This window comes from Nonomuraea sp. CA-141351, assembly GCF_050944675.1.
Lineage (GTDB): Bacteria > Actinomycetota > Actinomycetes > Streptosporangiales > Streptosporangiaceae > Nonomuraea.
Genome location: NZ_CP191982.1, coordinates 2,206,954 through 2,222,845 on the forward strand (window position 1 = coordinate 2,206,954; position 15,892 = coordinate 2,222,845).

Sequence of the window (15,892 nt, forward strand, 5' to 3'; positions counted from 1 at the left end):
CCAGTGCTGAGCGACCTCGAGGGGTGACGGCCGGCCGGCCGTGACGGGGATCACGGCCGGCCGGCCTCATATCGGCGGCAGACGGTGGGAGACGGGAGTCTGCCGCCGGTGGGCGGACCGGCCTGCTTGGAGAGGGAGCAGGCCGGTCAGGGAGTTAGCGCTGGTTCACCGCGACGTTGCTGGGCAACGGGATGTACGGGAACGACTGGAGGAAGGGCTTGTCGTTCCTGTCCACCTTGTCCGTCAGCCCGGGCACGAGCTTGCCGGTCAGCGCGGCGCCGGCCACGGCCTGCAGCTCGATGTCCACGACGTCGTCGGAGAGACGGCGGCCGTTCGGGAACCCCTGAAGGTCACCGGCCAGCACGCCGAGGCGGTTCGGGTCCTTCGCGGGCGGGATCGCCATGTTCAGCCGCAGCATCTCGGAGGGGCGCAGCTTGCCCGCGTCCTTGTTGAGCACCTGCGAGTTCAGGTCGGCCTTGATCGGGCCGTTCTGCTTGGCGATGCCGGTCAGGAAGATCTCGACCAGGTCGGCGCGCGGGGTCGCCGGGGCCTTGATGCCGTAGATTGTCTCGAGCAGCCTGGCCACCTCGGGGTCGGTGACCCGCTTGACGAGCGGCGCCACGTCGGCGTCCTGCTCCGGGGGCAGGGCGTTGAAGGCGTCCTTGAGCCCGGCGGGTGAGACGACCTCGTTCACCAGCGGGTTGCACAGGCGCGAGACCTGGACGTACCTGCTGCCGTTGAACTTGTCGGTCGTCGAGCAGATGCCGATCACGGGGTTGCGCTTGACGTCGCCCTTGAGCGCCAGCTCCTTGGCGGGCACCTGGATGGCCACGGTGTTGACGTTGTAGCCCTTGGTGGTGTCCTGGCCGACCTCGGACAGGTTGCCGCCGTAGAGCAGGTCGAACACGCGCAGGTCCACGAAGAACGCCTCGTCCGACTGGCCGGCGAACACCTTGCCGCCGCCGGGCAGGTTCTTGAGCGACTGGGCGCGCAGGGTGCCGTAGTCGGGCATGGAGGCCGGGCCGGTGTTGCTCGGCGCGACGATGCCGTCGCCGACCAGCGTCCTGGTGCCGCCGGGAGTGATCCTCTTGAGCGTGTAGCGCTGGCGGAAGAGCAGGTTCGGGTCGTCGAGCGAGGTCACCGGGCCGTTGTTGTAGAGGAACGTGGTGGTGCCGCGCTTGTCCTCGTTGCGGAACGTCCACTCGTAGGTGATGTCGGGCTTGGCGTCACCGTCGTTGTCGATCTTTATGTTGTAACGGGACTTCGTGGCGAACGGGTAGAAGTTCGGGCCGCCGTGGGGCTCCTCGAACGGGATCCAGTTCGCCAGCAAGGTCACCGTGTCGGCCTTGTCAGGGCTCACGAACGCGTACACGTCCGTGTTGTCGTGCTGCGGGTCGCCCGCGATCATGGGAGCCTCGCGGTGCGAGGAAGCGATGCCGGAGTCGGTACGGAGCACGGCCAACGACGACGCGGCGACTGCTGCGGCGAGGCCAAGTCCGACTAGAGCGCGCCGGTTGATCCGGAGCTCCATTTTCGGTCCTTTCGGAGGGCTGATCGGTTACTCGAGGTTCCGGCCGGGTTCCTCGACGCCCTATTCGTCCGTGGGCCGCCTCCGGATGTCGTCTCCTCCTCGAGAATGAGGGTCAACCAAAGTTGACATACTTAGGTCGTCAATTTAGGTTGACCCTGCGACGTGGTGCGGATCGTGCCGCCCCGTTCGTTGGAGAAAGTCGGGATATGTCGTGAGAGGAGATGCGGTGCTCAAGGAGTTGCTCGCCTACATCCGCCCGCACAGGAAGATCCTTTTCCTGGGCGGGCTGCTGGGATTGATCGGATCGGTTGCGGGGCCTCGCGATGCCGTTGCTGGCCAAGTACGTCGTGGACGCGTTCGGCGAGGCAGGATCGATGGCCGGGCCGCTGTTAGGACTCACCGCGGCGGTGTTGATCGGCGCGGTCGTGTCGGCCGGGGGAAGCTACCTGATGGAGCGCACGGGCGAGGGCATCGTGCTCGGCGCCAGGCGCAGGCTCGTCGACCGGATGCTGCGGCTCAAGGTCGCGGACGTGGACCGGCTCAAGCCGGGCGACCTGCTGTCGCGGGTGACCGGTGACACGACGCTGCTGCGCGCCGTGCTGACCAACGGGATCGTCGAGTCCGTCAGCGCCGCGTTCATGCTGGTCGGGGCCATCGTCATGATGGCGACCATGGACGGCGTGCTGCTGCTGGTCACGCTGCTCGTGGTGGTGGTGATCGGTGGGCTGGTCGCGCTGATCATGCCGAGGATCCGGCGGGCGCAGACCCAGGCCCAGGAGGCCGTGGGCGAGATGGGCGCCGTGCTGGACCGGGCGCTGCAGGCGTACAGGACCGTGAAGGCCAGCGGCGCGGAGGAGCGGGAGATCGCGGTGGTGGGCGACGCGGCGACGCGAGCCCGTGACCGGGGGCTGCAGGTGGCCGGGTGGACGTCGCTCGCGGGAGTGGCGACGTGGATGTCGGTGCAGATCGCGTTTCTGGCCGTGCTGGCCATCGGCGGGGCCAGGGTCTCCTCGGGCGTGCTCGAGGTGTCGTCCCTGATCGCGTTCCTGCTGTACCTGTTCTACCTCGTGCCGCCGATCGGGCAGCTCGTCCAGGGCGGTGTGCAGCTCCAGCAGGGGCTGGCCGCGATGAAGCGGATCAAGGAGATCGAGGAGCTGCCCGCCGAGCCGGTCAGCGCCGCCGTCGCGGGGGCCGCCGAGCCGGTCGGGGTGACGTTCGAGAACGTCGTCTTCAGGTACGGCGAGGACCGGCCGGTCGTGCACGACGGGGTCAGCTTCGAGGTGCCGCCCGGCGGGCTGACCGCGCTGGTGGGGCCGTCGGGGGCGGGCAAGTCGACGGTGTTCGCGCTGCTCGAACGCTTCTACGACCACCAGGGCGGGACCATCGGGATCGGTGGGCGGGACATCCGCGACTGGCCGCTGGGCGAGCTGCGGGCCGCGCTGGGGTACGTCGAGCAGGACGCGCCCGTGCTGGCTGGAACGCTCCGGGAGAACCTGCTCTTCGCCGCCCAGGACGCCACCGAGGAGGAGCTGCGCCGGGCCGTCGCACGTACCAGGCTCGACGACCTGGTCGCCAGGCTTCCCGAGGGGCTGGAGACGCCGGTCGGGCACCGTGGCGTGCTCCTGTCGGGCGGTGAGCGGCAGCGCGTGGCCATCGCCAGGGCGCTGCTGCGCAAGCCCAGGCTGCTGCTGCTCGACGAGGCCACCTCGCAGCTCGACGCGGTCAACGAGCTGCGGCTGCGCGAGGTCATCGCCGAGGTGGCCACCGAGACCACCGTGCTGGTGATCGCCCACCGGCTGTCCACCGTGACGAACGCGGACCGGATCGTGGTCATGGAAGGCGGCGGCGTACGGGCGGTCGGGACGCACGACTCGCTGGTCGGTGAGGACGAGCTCTACCGGGAGCTGGCCGCCACCCAGTTCTTGGTCGCCTAGCTTCTAGCCGTTGTACTCTGCGGTGACAAAGATGAATGTTTTCATTCAGGAGGGTCACGATGAGCCGCAGCGTGCGCGCGCCGCGAGGCACGACGATCACCGCCAAGGGGTGGCCGCAGGAGGCGGCGCTCCGCATGCTCCAGAACAACCTGGATCCGGAGGTCGCCGAGCACCCCGAGCAACTGGTCGTCTATGGCGGCTCGGGGAAGGCGGCGCGTGACTGGGCGTCGTTCGACGCGCTGGTCAGGACGCTGACGACGCTCGAGGGCGACGAGACCCTCCTGGTGCAGTCAGGGCGCCCCGTGGGGGTGTTCCGCACCCACGAGTGGGCGCCCCGGGTGCTCATCGCCAACTCCAACCTGGTGCCCGACTGGGCCAACTGGGAGGAGTTCCGGCGGCTGGAGGCGGCCGGGCTCACCATGTACGGGCAGATGACGGCCGGTTCGTGGATCTACATCGGCACGCAGGGCATCCTGCAGGGGACGTACGAGACGTTCGCCGCCGTGGCCGCCAAGCGCTTCGGCGGGACGCTGGCCGGGACGATCACGTTGACGGCCGGGCTCGGCGGGATGGGCGGCGCCCAGCCCCTGGCCGTCACCATGAACGGCGGGGTGGTCATCTGCATCGACTGCGACCCGCGCTCGGTCACCCGGCGGATCGAGCACCGCTACCTCGACGTCGAGGCCGCGTCGCTGGATGAGGCGCTGCGGCTGGCGTACGCGGCGCGCGACGCCCGCGAGGCCCTGTCCATCGGGGTCGTGGCGAACGCCGCTGAGGCCGTTCCCGCCCTGCTCGCGCGCGGGGCCGAGATCGACATCGTCACCGACCAGACCTCGGCGCACGATCCCCTGATGTACCTGCCGCTGGGGGTCGCCTTCGAGGACATGGCCTCGGAGCGTGACAAGGATCCCGCGGGGTTCACGGAGCGTGCGCGGGACTCGATGGCGCGGCACGTGGAGGCGATGGTGGGGTTCAAGGACGCGGGGGCGGAGGTCTTCGACTACGGCAACTCCATCCGGGGCGAGGCGCGGCTTGCCGGATACGAGCGGGCCTTCGACTTCCCCGGGTTCGTGCCCGCGTACATCAGGCCGCTGTTCTGCGAAGGGAAGGGGCCGTTCCGGTGGGCCGCTCTGAGCGGGGATCCCGCCGACATCGCCGCTACCGACCGGGCCATCCTGGAGCTCTTCCCCGAGAACGAGGCGCTCGCGCGGTGGATCAGGAAGGCCGGGGAGAAGGTGCACTTCCAGGGGCTGCCCGCGCGGATCTGCTGGCTCGGGTACGGGGAGCGCAACGTCGCCGGGGAGCGCTTCAACGACATGGTGGCGTCGGGTGAGCTGCGGGCGCCCATCGTGATCGGGCGCGACCACCTCGACAGCGGCTCCGTGGCCTCGCCGTACCGCGAGACCGAGGCCATGGCGGACGGGTCGGACGCGATCGCCGACTGGCCGCTGCTCAACGCCATGCTGAACACGGCGTCGGGGGCTGCCTGGGTGTCCATCCACCATGGTGGCGGGGTCGGCATCGGGCGGTCCATCCACGCCGGCCAGGTGACGGTGGCCGACGGGACCGCTCTGGCGGGCGAGAAGCTGAACCGGGTGCTGACCAACGACCCTGGGACCGGGGTCATGCGGCACGTGGACGCGGGCTACGAGGAGGCCGCCGAAGTGGCCGCCACGCGCGGCGTCCGCATCCCGATGCGCGAGTCCTGACCCCGGGGTCGCGGACTTGTGGCCTGGCTCGCGGGCTGGGCGCCGCGCGCGTTGCGCCGGGCTCCCCCGTACGTCGCCTCGCCGACCCGGCGCTCGGAGGGCGGCCGTCGCTCGTGTTGCGCCGAGTCACCTCCGTACGTCGTCCCACTGACGCGGCGATCGGAGGGTGGCCGGCGGGAGACGCCGCCTCCGCCTCTCCATGCGCGCCCCGTGCTGGGCGGCGTGCCGAAGGGACCGGTGTGTGGGCGCGGTCGGGCTTCGGCGGCCGGCCGCCGCGCGCGTTGCGCCGGACCCTTCCGCACGTCGTTCCACCGACGCAACTGCCCGCGGCTCTGTGGCGAATGGCGTGGTGTGTGGGCGTGTGGCGGGTACGGTGCGGCTGATGCGCGGCGCGGACGTTCAGGGCGGTGGCGGGTGCGTGGTGCGAGGTCTCAGGTGGGGGCAGTGGGGTGGTTGTGGCGTCGGGTGGGATGAGAATGCGGGGTGGGAAACGTTGGAGATGGGCGTGGCGGACGGATATCACGGTGGATTGGGCGTGCTGCTGGATGGCCGGAGACTGTCGCCCGTGCAACGGAGGATCGCGCACTACCTGAGCGAGCATCTTGACGAGGCGATCTTCCTGTCCAGCGTGGAGCTGGCCGAGCGGGCAGGGGTGAGCCAGCCGTCCGTGACCCGGTTCGCCATGGTGCTGGGGTTCGCCGGATATCCCGAGCTGCGCCAGGCGCTGCGCCCGCTGGTGCTGGGCGGCGGCGGGGTGGAGGGCCCGCAAGAGAGCCTGCTGCGCGGGGCCATCGACTGCGAGATCCGCAATCTCGCGCTCATCAGGGAGCGCCTGTCGACGTTCCCGCTCAAAGAGCTGGGCGAGCAGCTGGCCGCCACCGAGCCGCTCCCCGTGGTGGGGCTGCGGGTCTCGTGCGGGCTGGCCACCACCTTCGCCTACTACGCCCGCCGCATCCACCCCGACGTGCGGCTGCTCACGCACGGCGGGTCGGAGCTGGTGGACGGGCTGCACGCCGCGCGCAGGGCGGGCGCGGAGTGGGTGGTGGCCGTGGTGCTGCCGAGATATCCCGCCGAAGCAGTGCAGGCGTTGGAATATGCGGAGAAAATGGGGCTGCGCGTCGCAGCCATAACGGATAAATCCGATTTCCCGGCGGAGGTCGTGCTGGACGCTCCCGTCGGCGACCGGCTCGTGTTCGATTCGCACGCGGCGCCGCTGGCCCTGGCCATGGCCCTGGTCGAGGCCATGGCCGACGCGGCGCCGCTGCGCACCCAGGCGCGGCTCGAGGAGTACGAGCGGATGACCGACGAGACCGGTACGTTCCTACCCGGCGATCCTGCGTAGCGACCGCATCGACCAGATCGTGGTGAGCACCGCCAGCACGATGAACACCGCGAACGCGATCGGGATCGACGAGTCCGACAGCCGCCCGGCGAACAACGCCCGCCCCGCCTCGACCGCGTGGTAGAGCGGGTTGATCGGAGCGACGGCCTGCATCCAGCCGGGCGCGAACGAGATCGGGATGAACAGCCCGGCCAGCAGCATGATCGGCAGCATGAAGAGGTTGAGCGTCTGTGACATGCCGTTCTCGTCGCGTACCGTCAGCGCGAGCCCCTGCGACAGCCCCGAGGCGAACAGCCCGGTCGCGGCCATGAGCAGCAGCACCAGCAGCAGCTCGACGGCCCCGATGCGCACCCCCATCGCGATCGCCACGATCAGCACCAGGATCGCCTGGCACACCAGCACGACCATGTCCTTGGCCACTCGCCCGAGCACGATGGCGGGCCGCCACGCGGGGCTGACGGCGTAGCGCTCGAGCGAGCCGTTACGCAGTTCGGCGATCAGCCCGAACCCGGAGAACAGCGACCCGAAGACCGCGATCATCATCATCGACGCTGGCGTGAACATCCGCAGCGCGTCCGTCGTCGTGCCGCCCGGCGTCAGCGACTTCAGCAGCGGTGCGAACATCAGCAGGTACAGCACCGGCTGCATGATGCCGAACAGCGGCCAGATCGGGTTGCTGAACGACTTCTTCAGCTCGTAGCCCGTGAACAGGGCGACGTGGCGGATCATGCGGCGGCTCCAGCGTCACGGAGGGTACGGCCCGTCTTGGCCAGGAAGACGTCGTCGAGCGTGGACCGGTCGAGCGCGATCGAGCTCAGGCTCAGTCCCTGCTCCTCGAGGGCCCGCAGCAGCGCGGGCAGCGTGTGCTCGCCGTCGTCGACGTAGACGCGCAGGAGGTCCTCGTCGACGCGGGTCTCGCGGGCGAGCGGCTTGAGCGTCTCGGCGGCCCGCTCCGGGTCGTCCACCCTGAGCGTGATCACGTCGCCGGAGACCTCCCGCTTGAGCTCGCCGGGGGTGCCCTCGGCCACGATCTGGCCGTGGTCGACGATCACGAGCCGGTCGCACAGCGCGTCGGCCTCGTCGAGGTAGTGGGTGCTGAGCAGCACGCTGGTGCCGGACTCGCGCAGCTGCCTGATGCGGTCCCAGAGGTTCGCGCGGTTCTGCGGGTCGAGGCCGGTGGTGGGCTCGTCGAGGAAGAGCAACGGCGGGTTGTGGACCAGCCCGAGCGCGATGGCGACGCGCCGCTTCTGGCCGCCCGACAAGGTACGGCCGGGGCGGTCGGCCATCTCGGTCAGGTCGAAGCGCTCGAGCACCTCGGCGGTCGCCCGCTTCGGATCGGCCATGGCGTGGATCTTGGCGGCCATCATGATCTGGGCCCGGGCGCTCGTGGTGTCCTCCACGCCGCCGGCCTGGCTCACGTACCCGAGCTTGCTCCGCACCGCGGCGGGCTCATTGAGCAGGTCGTGACCCGCGACGGTGGCCGTGCCCGCGTCGGGGGTGATCAGCGTCGCGAGCATTCTGATCGTGGTGGTCTTGCCCGCGCCGTTGGGCCCGAGCACGCCGAAGATCTCGCCCTTCTCCACCTCGAGGTCGACACCGCGGACGGCCTCGACGGTCTGCGTGCCCTTCCTGCTCCTGGTGGTGAAGGTCTTTCTTAAGCCGTGTGCCTCAATGATCATTGGGGGGTTCAGCTCCTTAGGGCAATTCGTCCGCCTCTACCTGTCCGATGGCCTTCTCCACCCAGTCGAGCTGGGCCTGGATCATGGCTCTGTTCAGGCGGAGGTTCTCGTCCACGTGCTGGGGGGCGCCATATCGCTGCTTGGCGCCGAAGATGTGTCCGATCGTTTCGACGCTCATCCTGAGTTGCTGCATCCTGCCATGCAGAGCGTCCAGAATCTCCTGCTTTTCCAGCCGATCCATGAACGTCACCGCCACCTGGAACGGGTCCACGATCGGTTTGACCTCGTGCCAGGCGGTCAGCAGCAGCCGGTGGAACTCCAGGCGGCCGTGCTCGGTCAGTGCGTAGACGACCTTGCCGCCCTTGCCCGCCTCGACGATCTCCAGAAGGCCCTCGTCGGCCATCTTGCTCAGCCCGTGGTAGATCGACCCGAAGGCGACGTTCGCCCAGCGATCGGCGCCCATCACCTCCAGCCGACGCCGGACCCCGTAACCGTTCATGGGGCCGTCGAGCAGGGCGCCGAGGATGAGGATGCGTGTCGAAGACATGGGTACAAGTTTGTATTCAAATTTGAGTACCAGTCAACCTCAATAAGCTGATCTCCATGAGTGAACGACCGACGGCGCTGGTCACAGGCGCTTCACGAGGGATCGGCGCGGCCGTGGCCGCGGCCCTGGGCCCCACGCATCACGTCATACTCAACGGCCGGGACGAGGAGTCGCTGGCCGCCGTGGCGGCCGGGCTGCCCGACGCGCGGCCCTGGCCGGTGGAGCTGACGAAGGTCGCGGAGCAGGACGTCGCCGGGATCGACCGGCTCGACGTGCTGGTGCACTGCGCCGGGATCAACCGCATGGGCAGGATCGCCGACCTGACCGCCGACGCCTGGCGCGAGACGCTGGAGGTGAACGTCGTCGCCGTCGCCGAGCTGACCAGGCTGCTCCTGCCCGCGCTCAGGCGGGCCGGCGGGCACGTCATATGCGTCAACTCTGGCTCGGGGCAGCGGGCCAACCCCGAGTGGGGTGCGTACGCGGCCAGCAAGTTCGCGCTGAAGGCGTTCGCCGACGCGCTGCGGCTGGAGGAGCCCGAGCTCAGGGTCACCACCGTCTACCCCGGCCGGACCGCCACCGACATGCAGCGCGAGCTGCGCCGGTACGAGGGCGGCGAGTTCGAGCCCGAGAAGTACCTCAAGCCGGAGACCGTGGCGCGGGCCGTGCTCGCCGCCGTCACCGCGGGCCCCGACGCCCACCTCACCGAGCTGACCCTGCGACCCAGGGGCGGCCCGGTCAACTGAATGGATCCATTCACTAGAGTGGGGCCATGCTTGAACCACTCGCACACATAGGACGGGATCCGGCGACCGGGGGCTACGTCAGGGACGGCTGGTCGGACGCTGACATGGAGCTACGCGAGTGGTTCGCGGGCGAGGCCGAGCGCAGGGGGCTCGACCTGCGCGAAGACCGCAACGGCAACCTCTGGGCGTGGTGGGGCTCCGCCTCGCGCGACCGTCCGGGGGTGGTGACGGGCAGCCATCTCGACTCCGTACGGCAGGGCGGCGCGTACGACGGGCCGCTCGGGGTCGTGTCGGCCTTCGCGGCACTGGACATCCTCCGGCGACGGGGGACGAAGCCGTCCGTGCCGCTCGGGGTCGCGTGCTTCACCGACGAGGAGGGCGCCAGGTTCGGGGTGCCGTGCATGGGGTCGCGGCTGCTCACGGGCGTGCTGGAGCCCGAAAGGGCGCTCGCGCTCACGGATGACTCCGGCGACACGCTGGCCGGCGTCCTGACGAAGGCGGGGCGGGCGCCGTACGAGATCGGGCGGGACGACGAGACGCTCGCCATGGTCGGCACGTTCGTGGAGCTCCACGTCGAGCAGGGCCGCGGGCTCGTCGACGAGGGACGGCCGGTCGGGGTGGGCCGGGCGATCTGGCCCCACGGGCGGTGGCGCTTCGACTTCCACGGCCGGGCCGACCACGCGGGCTCCACGCGGCTGGCCGACCGGGACGACCCGATGCTGCCGTTCGCCCGCATGGTGCTGGCCGCCCGCACGGCCGCGGAGGCTCGCGGGGTGGTGGCCACGGTGGGCAAGGTACGCGTCTCGCCCGGCAACGCCAACGCGATCCCCGGCCTCGTCTCGGCCTGGCTCGACGCCCGCGGGGCGGACGAGCGCGCCGTACGCGACCTCGTCACCGACCTGGCGCAGGCGGGCGTCGAGGTCCGGGAGGAGTCGTGGACGCCGGTGGTCGACTTCGACGTGGCGCTCAGGGAGCGGCTGGCGCGGGTCGCGGGGGGCGACACGCCCGCGCCGATCCTGCCCACGGGCGCGGGCCATGACGCGGGAATCCTGGCCACGGCGGGCGTTCCGAGCGCGATGTTGTTCGTCAGGAACCCCACCGGCGTGTCCCACTCTCCCGCAGAGCACGCCGAGCAGGCAGACTGCGAGGCGGGGGTCATCGCACTCGCGGACGTGCTGGAGGATCTGTGTCGCTGACCTACTGGTGCGAGCAGGCGTGGCTGCCCGACGGCGTCGCGGAAGGCGTGCTCATCGAGGTCGAGGGCGCCAGGATCGCGAGCGTCGGCCAGGGCCCGCCGGGTCCGGCCGAGCGCCTGCCGGGGCTCACCGTTCCCGGGCTGGCCAACGCCCATTCCCACGCGTTCCACCGGGCCCTTCGCGGCACCGCCCAGGAGGGCAAGGGCGACTTCTGGACCTGGCGTGACCAGATGTACGAGGTGGCGGCGGCGCTCGACCCCGACTCGTACCTCCGGCTGGCCACGGCCGTCTACGCCGAGATGGCGCTGGCCGGGGTGACCTGCGTGGGCGAGTTCCACTACCTGCACCACGCGCCGGACGGCCGCCCGTACGACGACCCCAACGCGATGGGCCACGCCCTCATCCAGGCGGCCCGCGACGCGGGTCTGCGCATCGCGCTGCTCGACACGTGCTACCTGTCCGGCGGCATCGGCGCCCCGCTCTCGGGCGCGCAGCTGCGCTTCAGCGACGGGTCCGCGGAGGGGTGGGCCGCCAGGGCCGAGGAGCTGGGGGCCGCGTACGAGGGGCAGCTCGACGTGGAGATCGGCGCGGCCATCCACTCGGTACGCGCGGTGCAGCCCGAGCAGATGCCGATGGTGGTCGAGTTCTCCCACCGGTTCGCCGCGCCGCTCCACATGCACGTGTCCGAGCAGCCGGCCGAGAACACCGCGTGCGTCGAGATGTACGCGGCCACGCCGGTCCAGGTGCTGCACGAGCGGGGCGCCCTCGGCCCGCGCTCGACCGCGGTGCACGCCACCCACCTTACCGACGTGGACATCGAGCTGATCTCGCAGTCCGGCACGTACATCTGCATGTGCCCCACCACCGAACGCGACCTCGCCGACGGCATCGGCCCGGCCAGGGCGGCGGCCGACCGGGGCGCGCAGATCACGCTCGGCTCGGACAGCCACGCCGTGATCGACCTGTTCGAGGAGGCCAGGGCCGTGGAGCTGGACGAGCGGCTGAAGAGCGGGAAGCGCGGCAGCTGGTCCGCCGCCGAGCTGCTCGCCGCGGCCACGGGGGCGGGCCACGCCTCGCTCGGATTCCCCGACGCGGGCCTGCTCGTGCCCGGCGCCTGGGCCGACCTGGTGTCGGTACGGCTCGACTCCGTGCGTACGGCGGGTGCGCGCGGGCTGGAGGCCGTGGTGTTCGCGGCCACGGCGGCGGACGTGCACTCGGTGGTCTCCGGCGGCCGCCGGATCGTCAAGGACGGCCGGCACGAGCTCGGCGACGTCGGATCCCTGCTGGCAGAGGCGATTGGGAGCGTGCGATGACCACGACGCTGATCGACGGGATCGGGCTGCTCTACACCGGCGACCCCGACCACGAGGAGATCGAGGACGCGGCGCTCGTCCTGGACGACGAGCTGGTCGCCTGGGCCGGGCCCGCCTCCCGGGCCCCCGATGCCGACGAACGGGTGGACGTCGAGGGCCGGGCCGTCATCCCCGGCTTCGTGGACAGCCACGCCCACCTGGTCTTCGCCGGCGACCGGACGGCCGAGTTCCAGGCCCGCATGTCCGGCGAGCCGTACACGGGAGGCGGCATCAGGACCACGGTCGCCGCCACCCGGCGGGCCGGCCACGCCGAGCTGGCCGCCCGCACGCTGGTCCTGGTCAACGAGATGCTCGCCCAGGGCACGACCACAGTGGAGATCAAGAGCGGGTACGGCCTGACCGTCGAGGACGAGCGGCGTTCGCTGAAGATCGCCGCCAGGCTGACCGACGAGACCACGTTCCTGGGGGCGCACGTCGTGCCCGCTGACATGGACGCCGACTCATACGTACGGCTCGTGGCGGGGGAGATGCTCGACGCGTGCGCGCCGTACGCGAAATGGGTGGACGTCTTCTGCGAGCGGGGGGCGTTCGACGGCGACCAGACGCGCGAGATCCTCGGCGCCGGGCTGAAGGCGGGCCTTGGCGCCCGGGTGCACGCCAACCAGCTCGGCGAGGGGCCCGGCGTGCGGATCGCCTGTGAGCTTGGCGCTGCCTCGGCCGACCACTGCACCCATCTGTCTTCGGACGACGTCGACGCGCTGGCCTCGTCGGACACGGTGGCGACGCTGCTGCCTGGGGCCGAGTTCTCGACGCGGTCGCCGTACCCCGACGCGCGGCGGCTGATCGACGCCGGGGCCACCGTGGCGCTGGCGACCGACTGCAACCCGGGCTCGTCGTTCACGTCGTCGATGGCGTTCTGCGTGGCGCTGGCGGTACGCGAGATGCGGATGACGCCGCTGGAGGCGGTCAGGGCGGCGACGTACGGCGGGGCACGCGCGCTGCGGCGCACGGACGTAGGCTGGTTGCGGCCCGGAGCCCGGGCCGACGTGGTCGTGCTCGATGCCCCCTCCTATGTACACCTGGCTTACCGGCCCGGCGTCCCCCTCGTTCACCAGGTGTTTCACGACGGTCTCCTCCTTGAGTAGGACATCCAGAACCATCCCTCCGACGTAGTGCTTTAGGGAATCTTTGCTTCTGGCCGGACGTTGGCCGGGTATAGAACGCATCTGCGGAACGAGGTGCCAGGGGATGGCAAGGCCTACGGGGAGTCGCACGCAGGAGCAGCACGTCGCCGAACGCGATCTGCTGGGGACATACCTGGCCGAGATCGGCCGGGTCCCGCTGCTGACGGCGGAGGAAGAGGTTGAGCTCGCCAAGCGGATAGAGGCGGGTCTCTTCGCCGAGCAGCTGCTCGACAGCGGGGGCTCGGAGCCGCGCATCGGGGACGCGGCCGACGAGGAGCTGGAGCGCCTGGCCATCTCGGGCCAGCGGGCGAAGGACGAGTTCATCCAGGCCAACCTGCGCCTGGTGGTGGCGGTGGCCAGGAAATACTCGGGGCGAGGCATGCCCCTGATCGACTTGGTGCAGGAGGGCAATCTGGGGCTGGTGCGGGCGGTCGAGAAGTTCGACTACCGGCGGGGGTACAAGTTCTCCACGTACGCGACCTGGTGGATCCGGCAGTCCGTGGGGCGCGCCATCCACGAGCAGGCCCGCCCGGTACGCCTGCCCACGCACGCGGGGGAGCAGATGACCCGGCTGATGCGGGTCCGGCGCGACATGCTGGCCGAGTTCGACGCCGAGCCGACCGATGACGACCTCGCCGAGATCCTCGACCTGCCGATCGAGCGCGTGCGCGAGCTGCGCCGGTGGGCCTCCGACCCGGTCTCGCTCCAGCTCGGGGTGGGTGACGAGGACGAGACGGAGCTCGGCGACATGATCGCCGACGAGACGTGGGCCGATCCCGAGCAGCAGGCCATCGACATCCTGGAGCGGGAGCGACTGGATCAGTGGCTGACCGGGCTCGAGGGGCACACCAGCGAGATGCTGCGGTGGCGGTACGGGCTGGTGGACGGGCGCGAGCACACGCTCACCGAGGTGGGCGAACGCTACGGCATCGGCCGCGACCGCGCCCGCCGCATCGAGCGCGACGCGCTCGCCCGGCTGCGCAAGATGGCCACAGCGGCCGCCTGATCCTGCCCGGGCCCTTGCCTGCGGCGCGCACGTGGCGGGCGGCCCGCTCCTCGCGTGCGCCCGTACTGCCCGGAGGGTGTGGCGTCTTTGGGCTGGGCGTCGTGAGGGGCGCCTGGCTCCGCCGTACCGCGTCTCGCCGATGCGGCGCTTTGGAGTGGCGGGTGTGTGGCGCTTCAGGTAGCGGCCAGCCCGCTCGGGGCGTGCACCAGGGACGACGCGGCGTGGGGCGCCTGCATGGCGTGGCGCGGCCCGTGCGTGGCGTGGCGTGGCGCGGCCCGTGCGTGGCGCGGCGTGACCTGACGAGTCGGTGTGTGGTGGTGTTCGGCGCCTTGAACGGTGCTCAGCCCGCTGGTGCGTCAGGGCGCAGGTGCGCGACATGGCGGACGCGTCAGCTGCCCTCCATGGTGCCGTGACCAGGGCGGGTGACAGATGTCATATGGGGCCCATGACTCAGGCGACTACAAGCCCGTCCAGGCCGGCGCGAGACTGGGGGCAAGTCGAGCGTTGACAGAGGCTGGAGGCCTAATGCCGGGCACGAGCGTTGAGCTGTCGCCCCATGGCGCAGGCGCCCCCGCGTTCACCCACGTGAAAGCTAATTTCGAGCTCGTTGCCAAATATGGCGACAACGTGCCGCTCTACCTGTTCTCCGACCTGTTCCTCCGCGCGCCCGCGCTGCGCGAGATGTTCCCCGTCCAGATGCGTCGCCAGCGCGAGCGGCTGATGACGGCGCTGTCCTACGCCGTGGAGCATGCGCAGAACCTGTCGGAGATCACGCCGTACCTGCACCAGCTCGCGCGCAGTCACCGGAAGTTCGGCGTCCTGAGTGAGCACTACGAGCAGTGGAGCGTCAGCCTTATCCACACCATGCAGCGCTTTTCAGGAAATGTGTGGAGTGAGGTGATTGAGGAGGAGTGGCGGGACTTCTTGTCCCTGCTGACCCGGACGCTCGCGGAAGGGGCGCGGCAGGACACCGGCCTCCGCCCCGCGCACTGGACAGCCGAGGTGATCAGTCACGAGCGGAGAAGCGTGGACGTGGCGGTCCTGCGGCTGCTGGTCGACCGGCCCTTCAAGTACGTCCCGGGCCAATCGGCGCCCGTGGAGGTCAAGCAGTGGCCCAACATGTGGCGCTACTACTCGATGGCCAACCTGCCGCGCCGCGACAACACCATAGAGCTGCACGTCAAGGCGGACGGCGCGGTGAGCCGCACGCTGGTCCGCGACGTGCGCGAAGGTGAGGTCGTCAAGCTGGGCGCACCAGTCGGCACCCTCACGCTCAACCCCAACACGGGGCGCAACATCCTGCTCATCGCGGGCGGCACTGGGTTCGCGCCCATCAAAGCCATTCTCGAGCACGTGACCAGGCTGCCGGTGCCGCCGTGGGTGTCGGTGTTCACCGGTGCCCGTGAGCCCGATGGGCTGTACGACCTCGACGCGCTGCGTGGCTGGGAGGAGAAGTTCCCCTGGCTCACCGTCCGCGCGGCGCTGTCGGAGCTGGAGGACCAGAGCGTCGCCACGACGGGCACGGTGGGCGAGGCCGTCAGCCGCTATGGCCGGTGGGAGGGCTACGACGCCTACGTGTGCGGCCCGCCAAGCATGGTCGACAACACGGTGGCGATGCTCCGGGCGAACGGCTTCAGCGACAACCGCATCCGCCTGGAGAGATTCGCGAGCGCCGTCACGCCTTCCCGGAGGTTTGCCACATGAATGA

13 protein-coding genes are annotated in these 15,892 nt (G+C 70.4%); 9 read left to right on the forward strand and 4 right to left on the reverse strand.

The window, feature by feature from the left end:
* Positions 1-154: 154 nt before the first annotated feature.
* Positions 155-1,531, reverse strand: a complete 1,377-nt coding sequence (locus ACQPWU_RS10935) for a DUF4331 domain-containing protein (protein WP_433438786.1) — start codon at positions 1,529-1,531, stop codon at positions 155-157.
* A gap of 323 nt (positions 1,532-1,854) precedes the next feature.
* Between ACQPWU_RS10935 and ACQPWU_RS10940 the strand changes: the two genes are divergently transcribed.
* The 3 genes from ACQPWU_RS10940 (at position 1,855) to ACQPWU_RS10950 (ending at position 6,516) form a co-directional block, all read left to right on the forward strand.
* Entirely contained in the window at positions 1,855-3,465 is a 1,611-nt protein-coding gene (locus tag ACQPWU_RS10940) for an ABC transporter ATP-binding protein (protein ID WP_433438788.1), read from the forward strand.
* Between the two features lie 59 nt (positions 3,466-3,524).
* Complete coding sequence (hutU, locus tag ACQPWU_RS10945) at positions 3,525-5,174, forward strand: urocanate hydratase (protein WP_433438790.1); 1,650 nt, start codon at positions 3,525-3,527, stop codon at positions 5,172-5,174.
* A gap of 565 nt (positions 5,175-5,739) precedes the next feature.
* Positions 5,740-6,516 carry a MurR/RpiR family transcriptional regulator gene (locus tag ACQPWU_RS10950; RefSeq protein WP_433438792.1) on the forward strand — a complete coding sequence of 259 codons (777 nt, stop codon included), beginning with the start codon at positions 5,740-5,742 and terminating at the stop codon, positions 6,514-6,516.
* Here the strand turns inward: ACQPWU_RS10950 and ACQPWU_RS10955 are convergent.
* The 3 genes from ACQPWU_RS10955 to ACQPWU_RS10965 are packed head-to-tail and all read right to left on the reverse strand — an operon-like array spanning position 6,496 to position 8,742.
* The gene (locus ACQPWU_RS10955; RefSeq protein ID WP_433438794.1) at positions 6,496-7,245 is read right to left on the reverse strand and encodes an ABC transporter permease; all 750 of its coding nucleotides are present in this window, start codon (positions 7,243-7,245) and stop codon (positions 6,496-6,498) included. The genes ACQPWU_RS10950 and ACQPWU_RS10955 overlap by 21 nt on opposite strands.
* Positions 7,242-8,195, reverse strand: a complete 954-nt coding sequence (locus ACQPWU_RS10960) for an ATP-binding cassette domain-containing protein (protein ID WP_433438796.1) — start codon at positions 8,193-8,195, stop codon at positions 7,242-7,244. The genes ACQPWU_RS10955 and ACQPWU_RS10960 overlap by 4 nt, the downstream gene beginning before the upstream one ends.
* 16 nt (positions 8,196-8,211) lie before the next feature.
* Positions 8,212-8,742, reverse strand: a complete 531-nt coding sequence (locus ACQPWU_RS10965) for a PadR family transcriptional regulator (RefSeq protein WP_433438798.1) — start codon at positions 8,740-8,742, stop codon at positions 8,212-8,214.
* A gap of 56 nt (positions 8,743-8,798) precedes the next feature.
* On the opposite strand from ACQPWU_RS10965, the gene ACQPWU_RS10970 reads away from it, so the two are divergent.
* The 6 genes from ACQPWU_RS10970 to ACQPWU_RS10995 all read left to right on the forward strand — a co-directional run bounded on the left by ACQPWU_RS10970 (position 8,799) and on the right by ACQPWU_RS10995 (position 15,888).
* The gene (locus ACQPWU_RS10970) at positions 8,799-9,485 is read left to right on the forward strand and encodes an SDR family oxidoreductase (protein ID WP_433438800.1); all 687 of its coding nucleotides are present in this window, start codon (positions 8,799-8,801) and stop codon (positions 9,483-9,485) included.
* A gap of 26 nt (positions 9,486-9,511) precedes the next feature.
* The gene (locus ACQPWU_RS10975; RefSeq protein ID WP_433438801.1) at positions 9,512-10,681 is read left to right on the forward strand and encodes an allantoate amidohydrolase; all 1,170 of its coding nucleotides are present in this window, start codon (positions 9,512-9,514) and stop codon (positions 10,679-10,681) included.
* Positions 10,672-11,994, forward strand: coding sequence for a formimidoylglutamate deiminase (locus ACQPWU_RS10980; protein ID WP_433438803.1), 1,323 nt, complete (start codon positions 10,672-10,674; stop codon positions 11,992-11,994). Before ACQPWU_RS10975 ends, ACQPWU_RS10980 begins: the two co-directional genes overlap by 10 nt.
* On the forward strand, positions 11,991-13,139 hold the full coding sequence (hutI, locus tag ACQPWU_RS10985) for an imidazolonepropionase (protein ID WP_433438805.1): 1,149 nt from the start codon (positions 11,991-11,993) through the stop codon (positions 13,137-13,139). Before ACQPWU_RS10980 ends, hutI begins: the two co-directional genes overlap by 4 nt.
* 103 nt (positions 13,140-13,242) lie before the next feature.
* Positions 13,243-14,184, forward strand: a complete 942-nt coding sequence (locus ACQPWU_RS10990; protein ID WP_360711623.1) for a sigma-70 family RNA polymerase sigma factor — start codon at positions 13,243-13,245, stop codon at positions 14,182-14,184.
* Positions 14,185-14,769: 585 nt separating this feature from the next.
* Positions 14,770-15,888 carry a globin domain-containing protein gene (locus tag ACQPWU_RS10995; protein WP_433438808.1) on the forward strand — a complete coding sequence of 373 codons (1,119 nt, stop codon included), beginning with the start codon at positions 14,770-14,772 and terminating at the stop codon, positions 15,886-15,888.
* Positions 15,889-15,892: the final 4 nt, after the last annotated feature.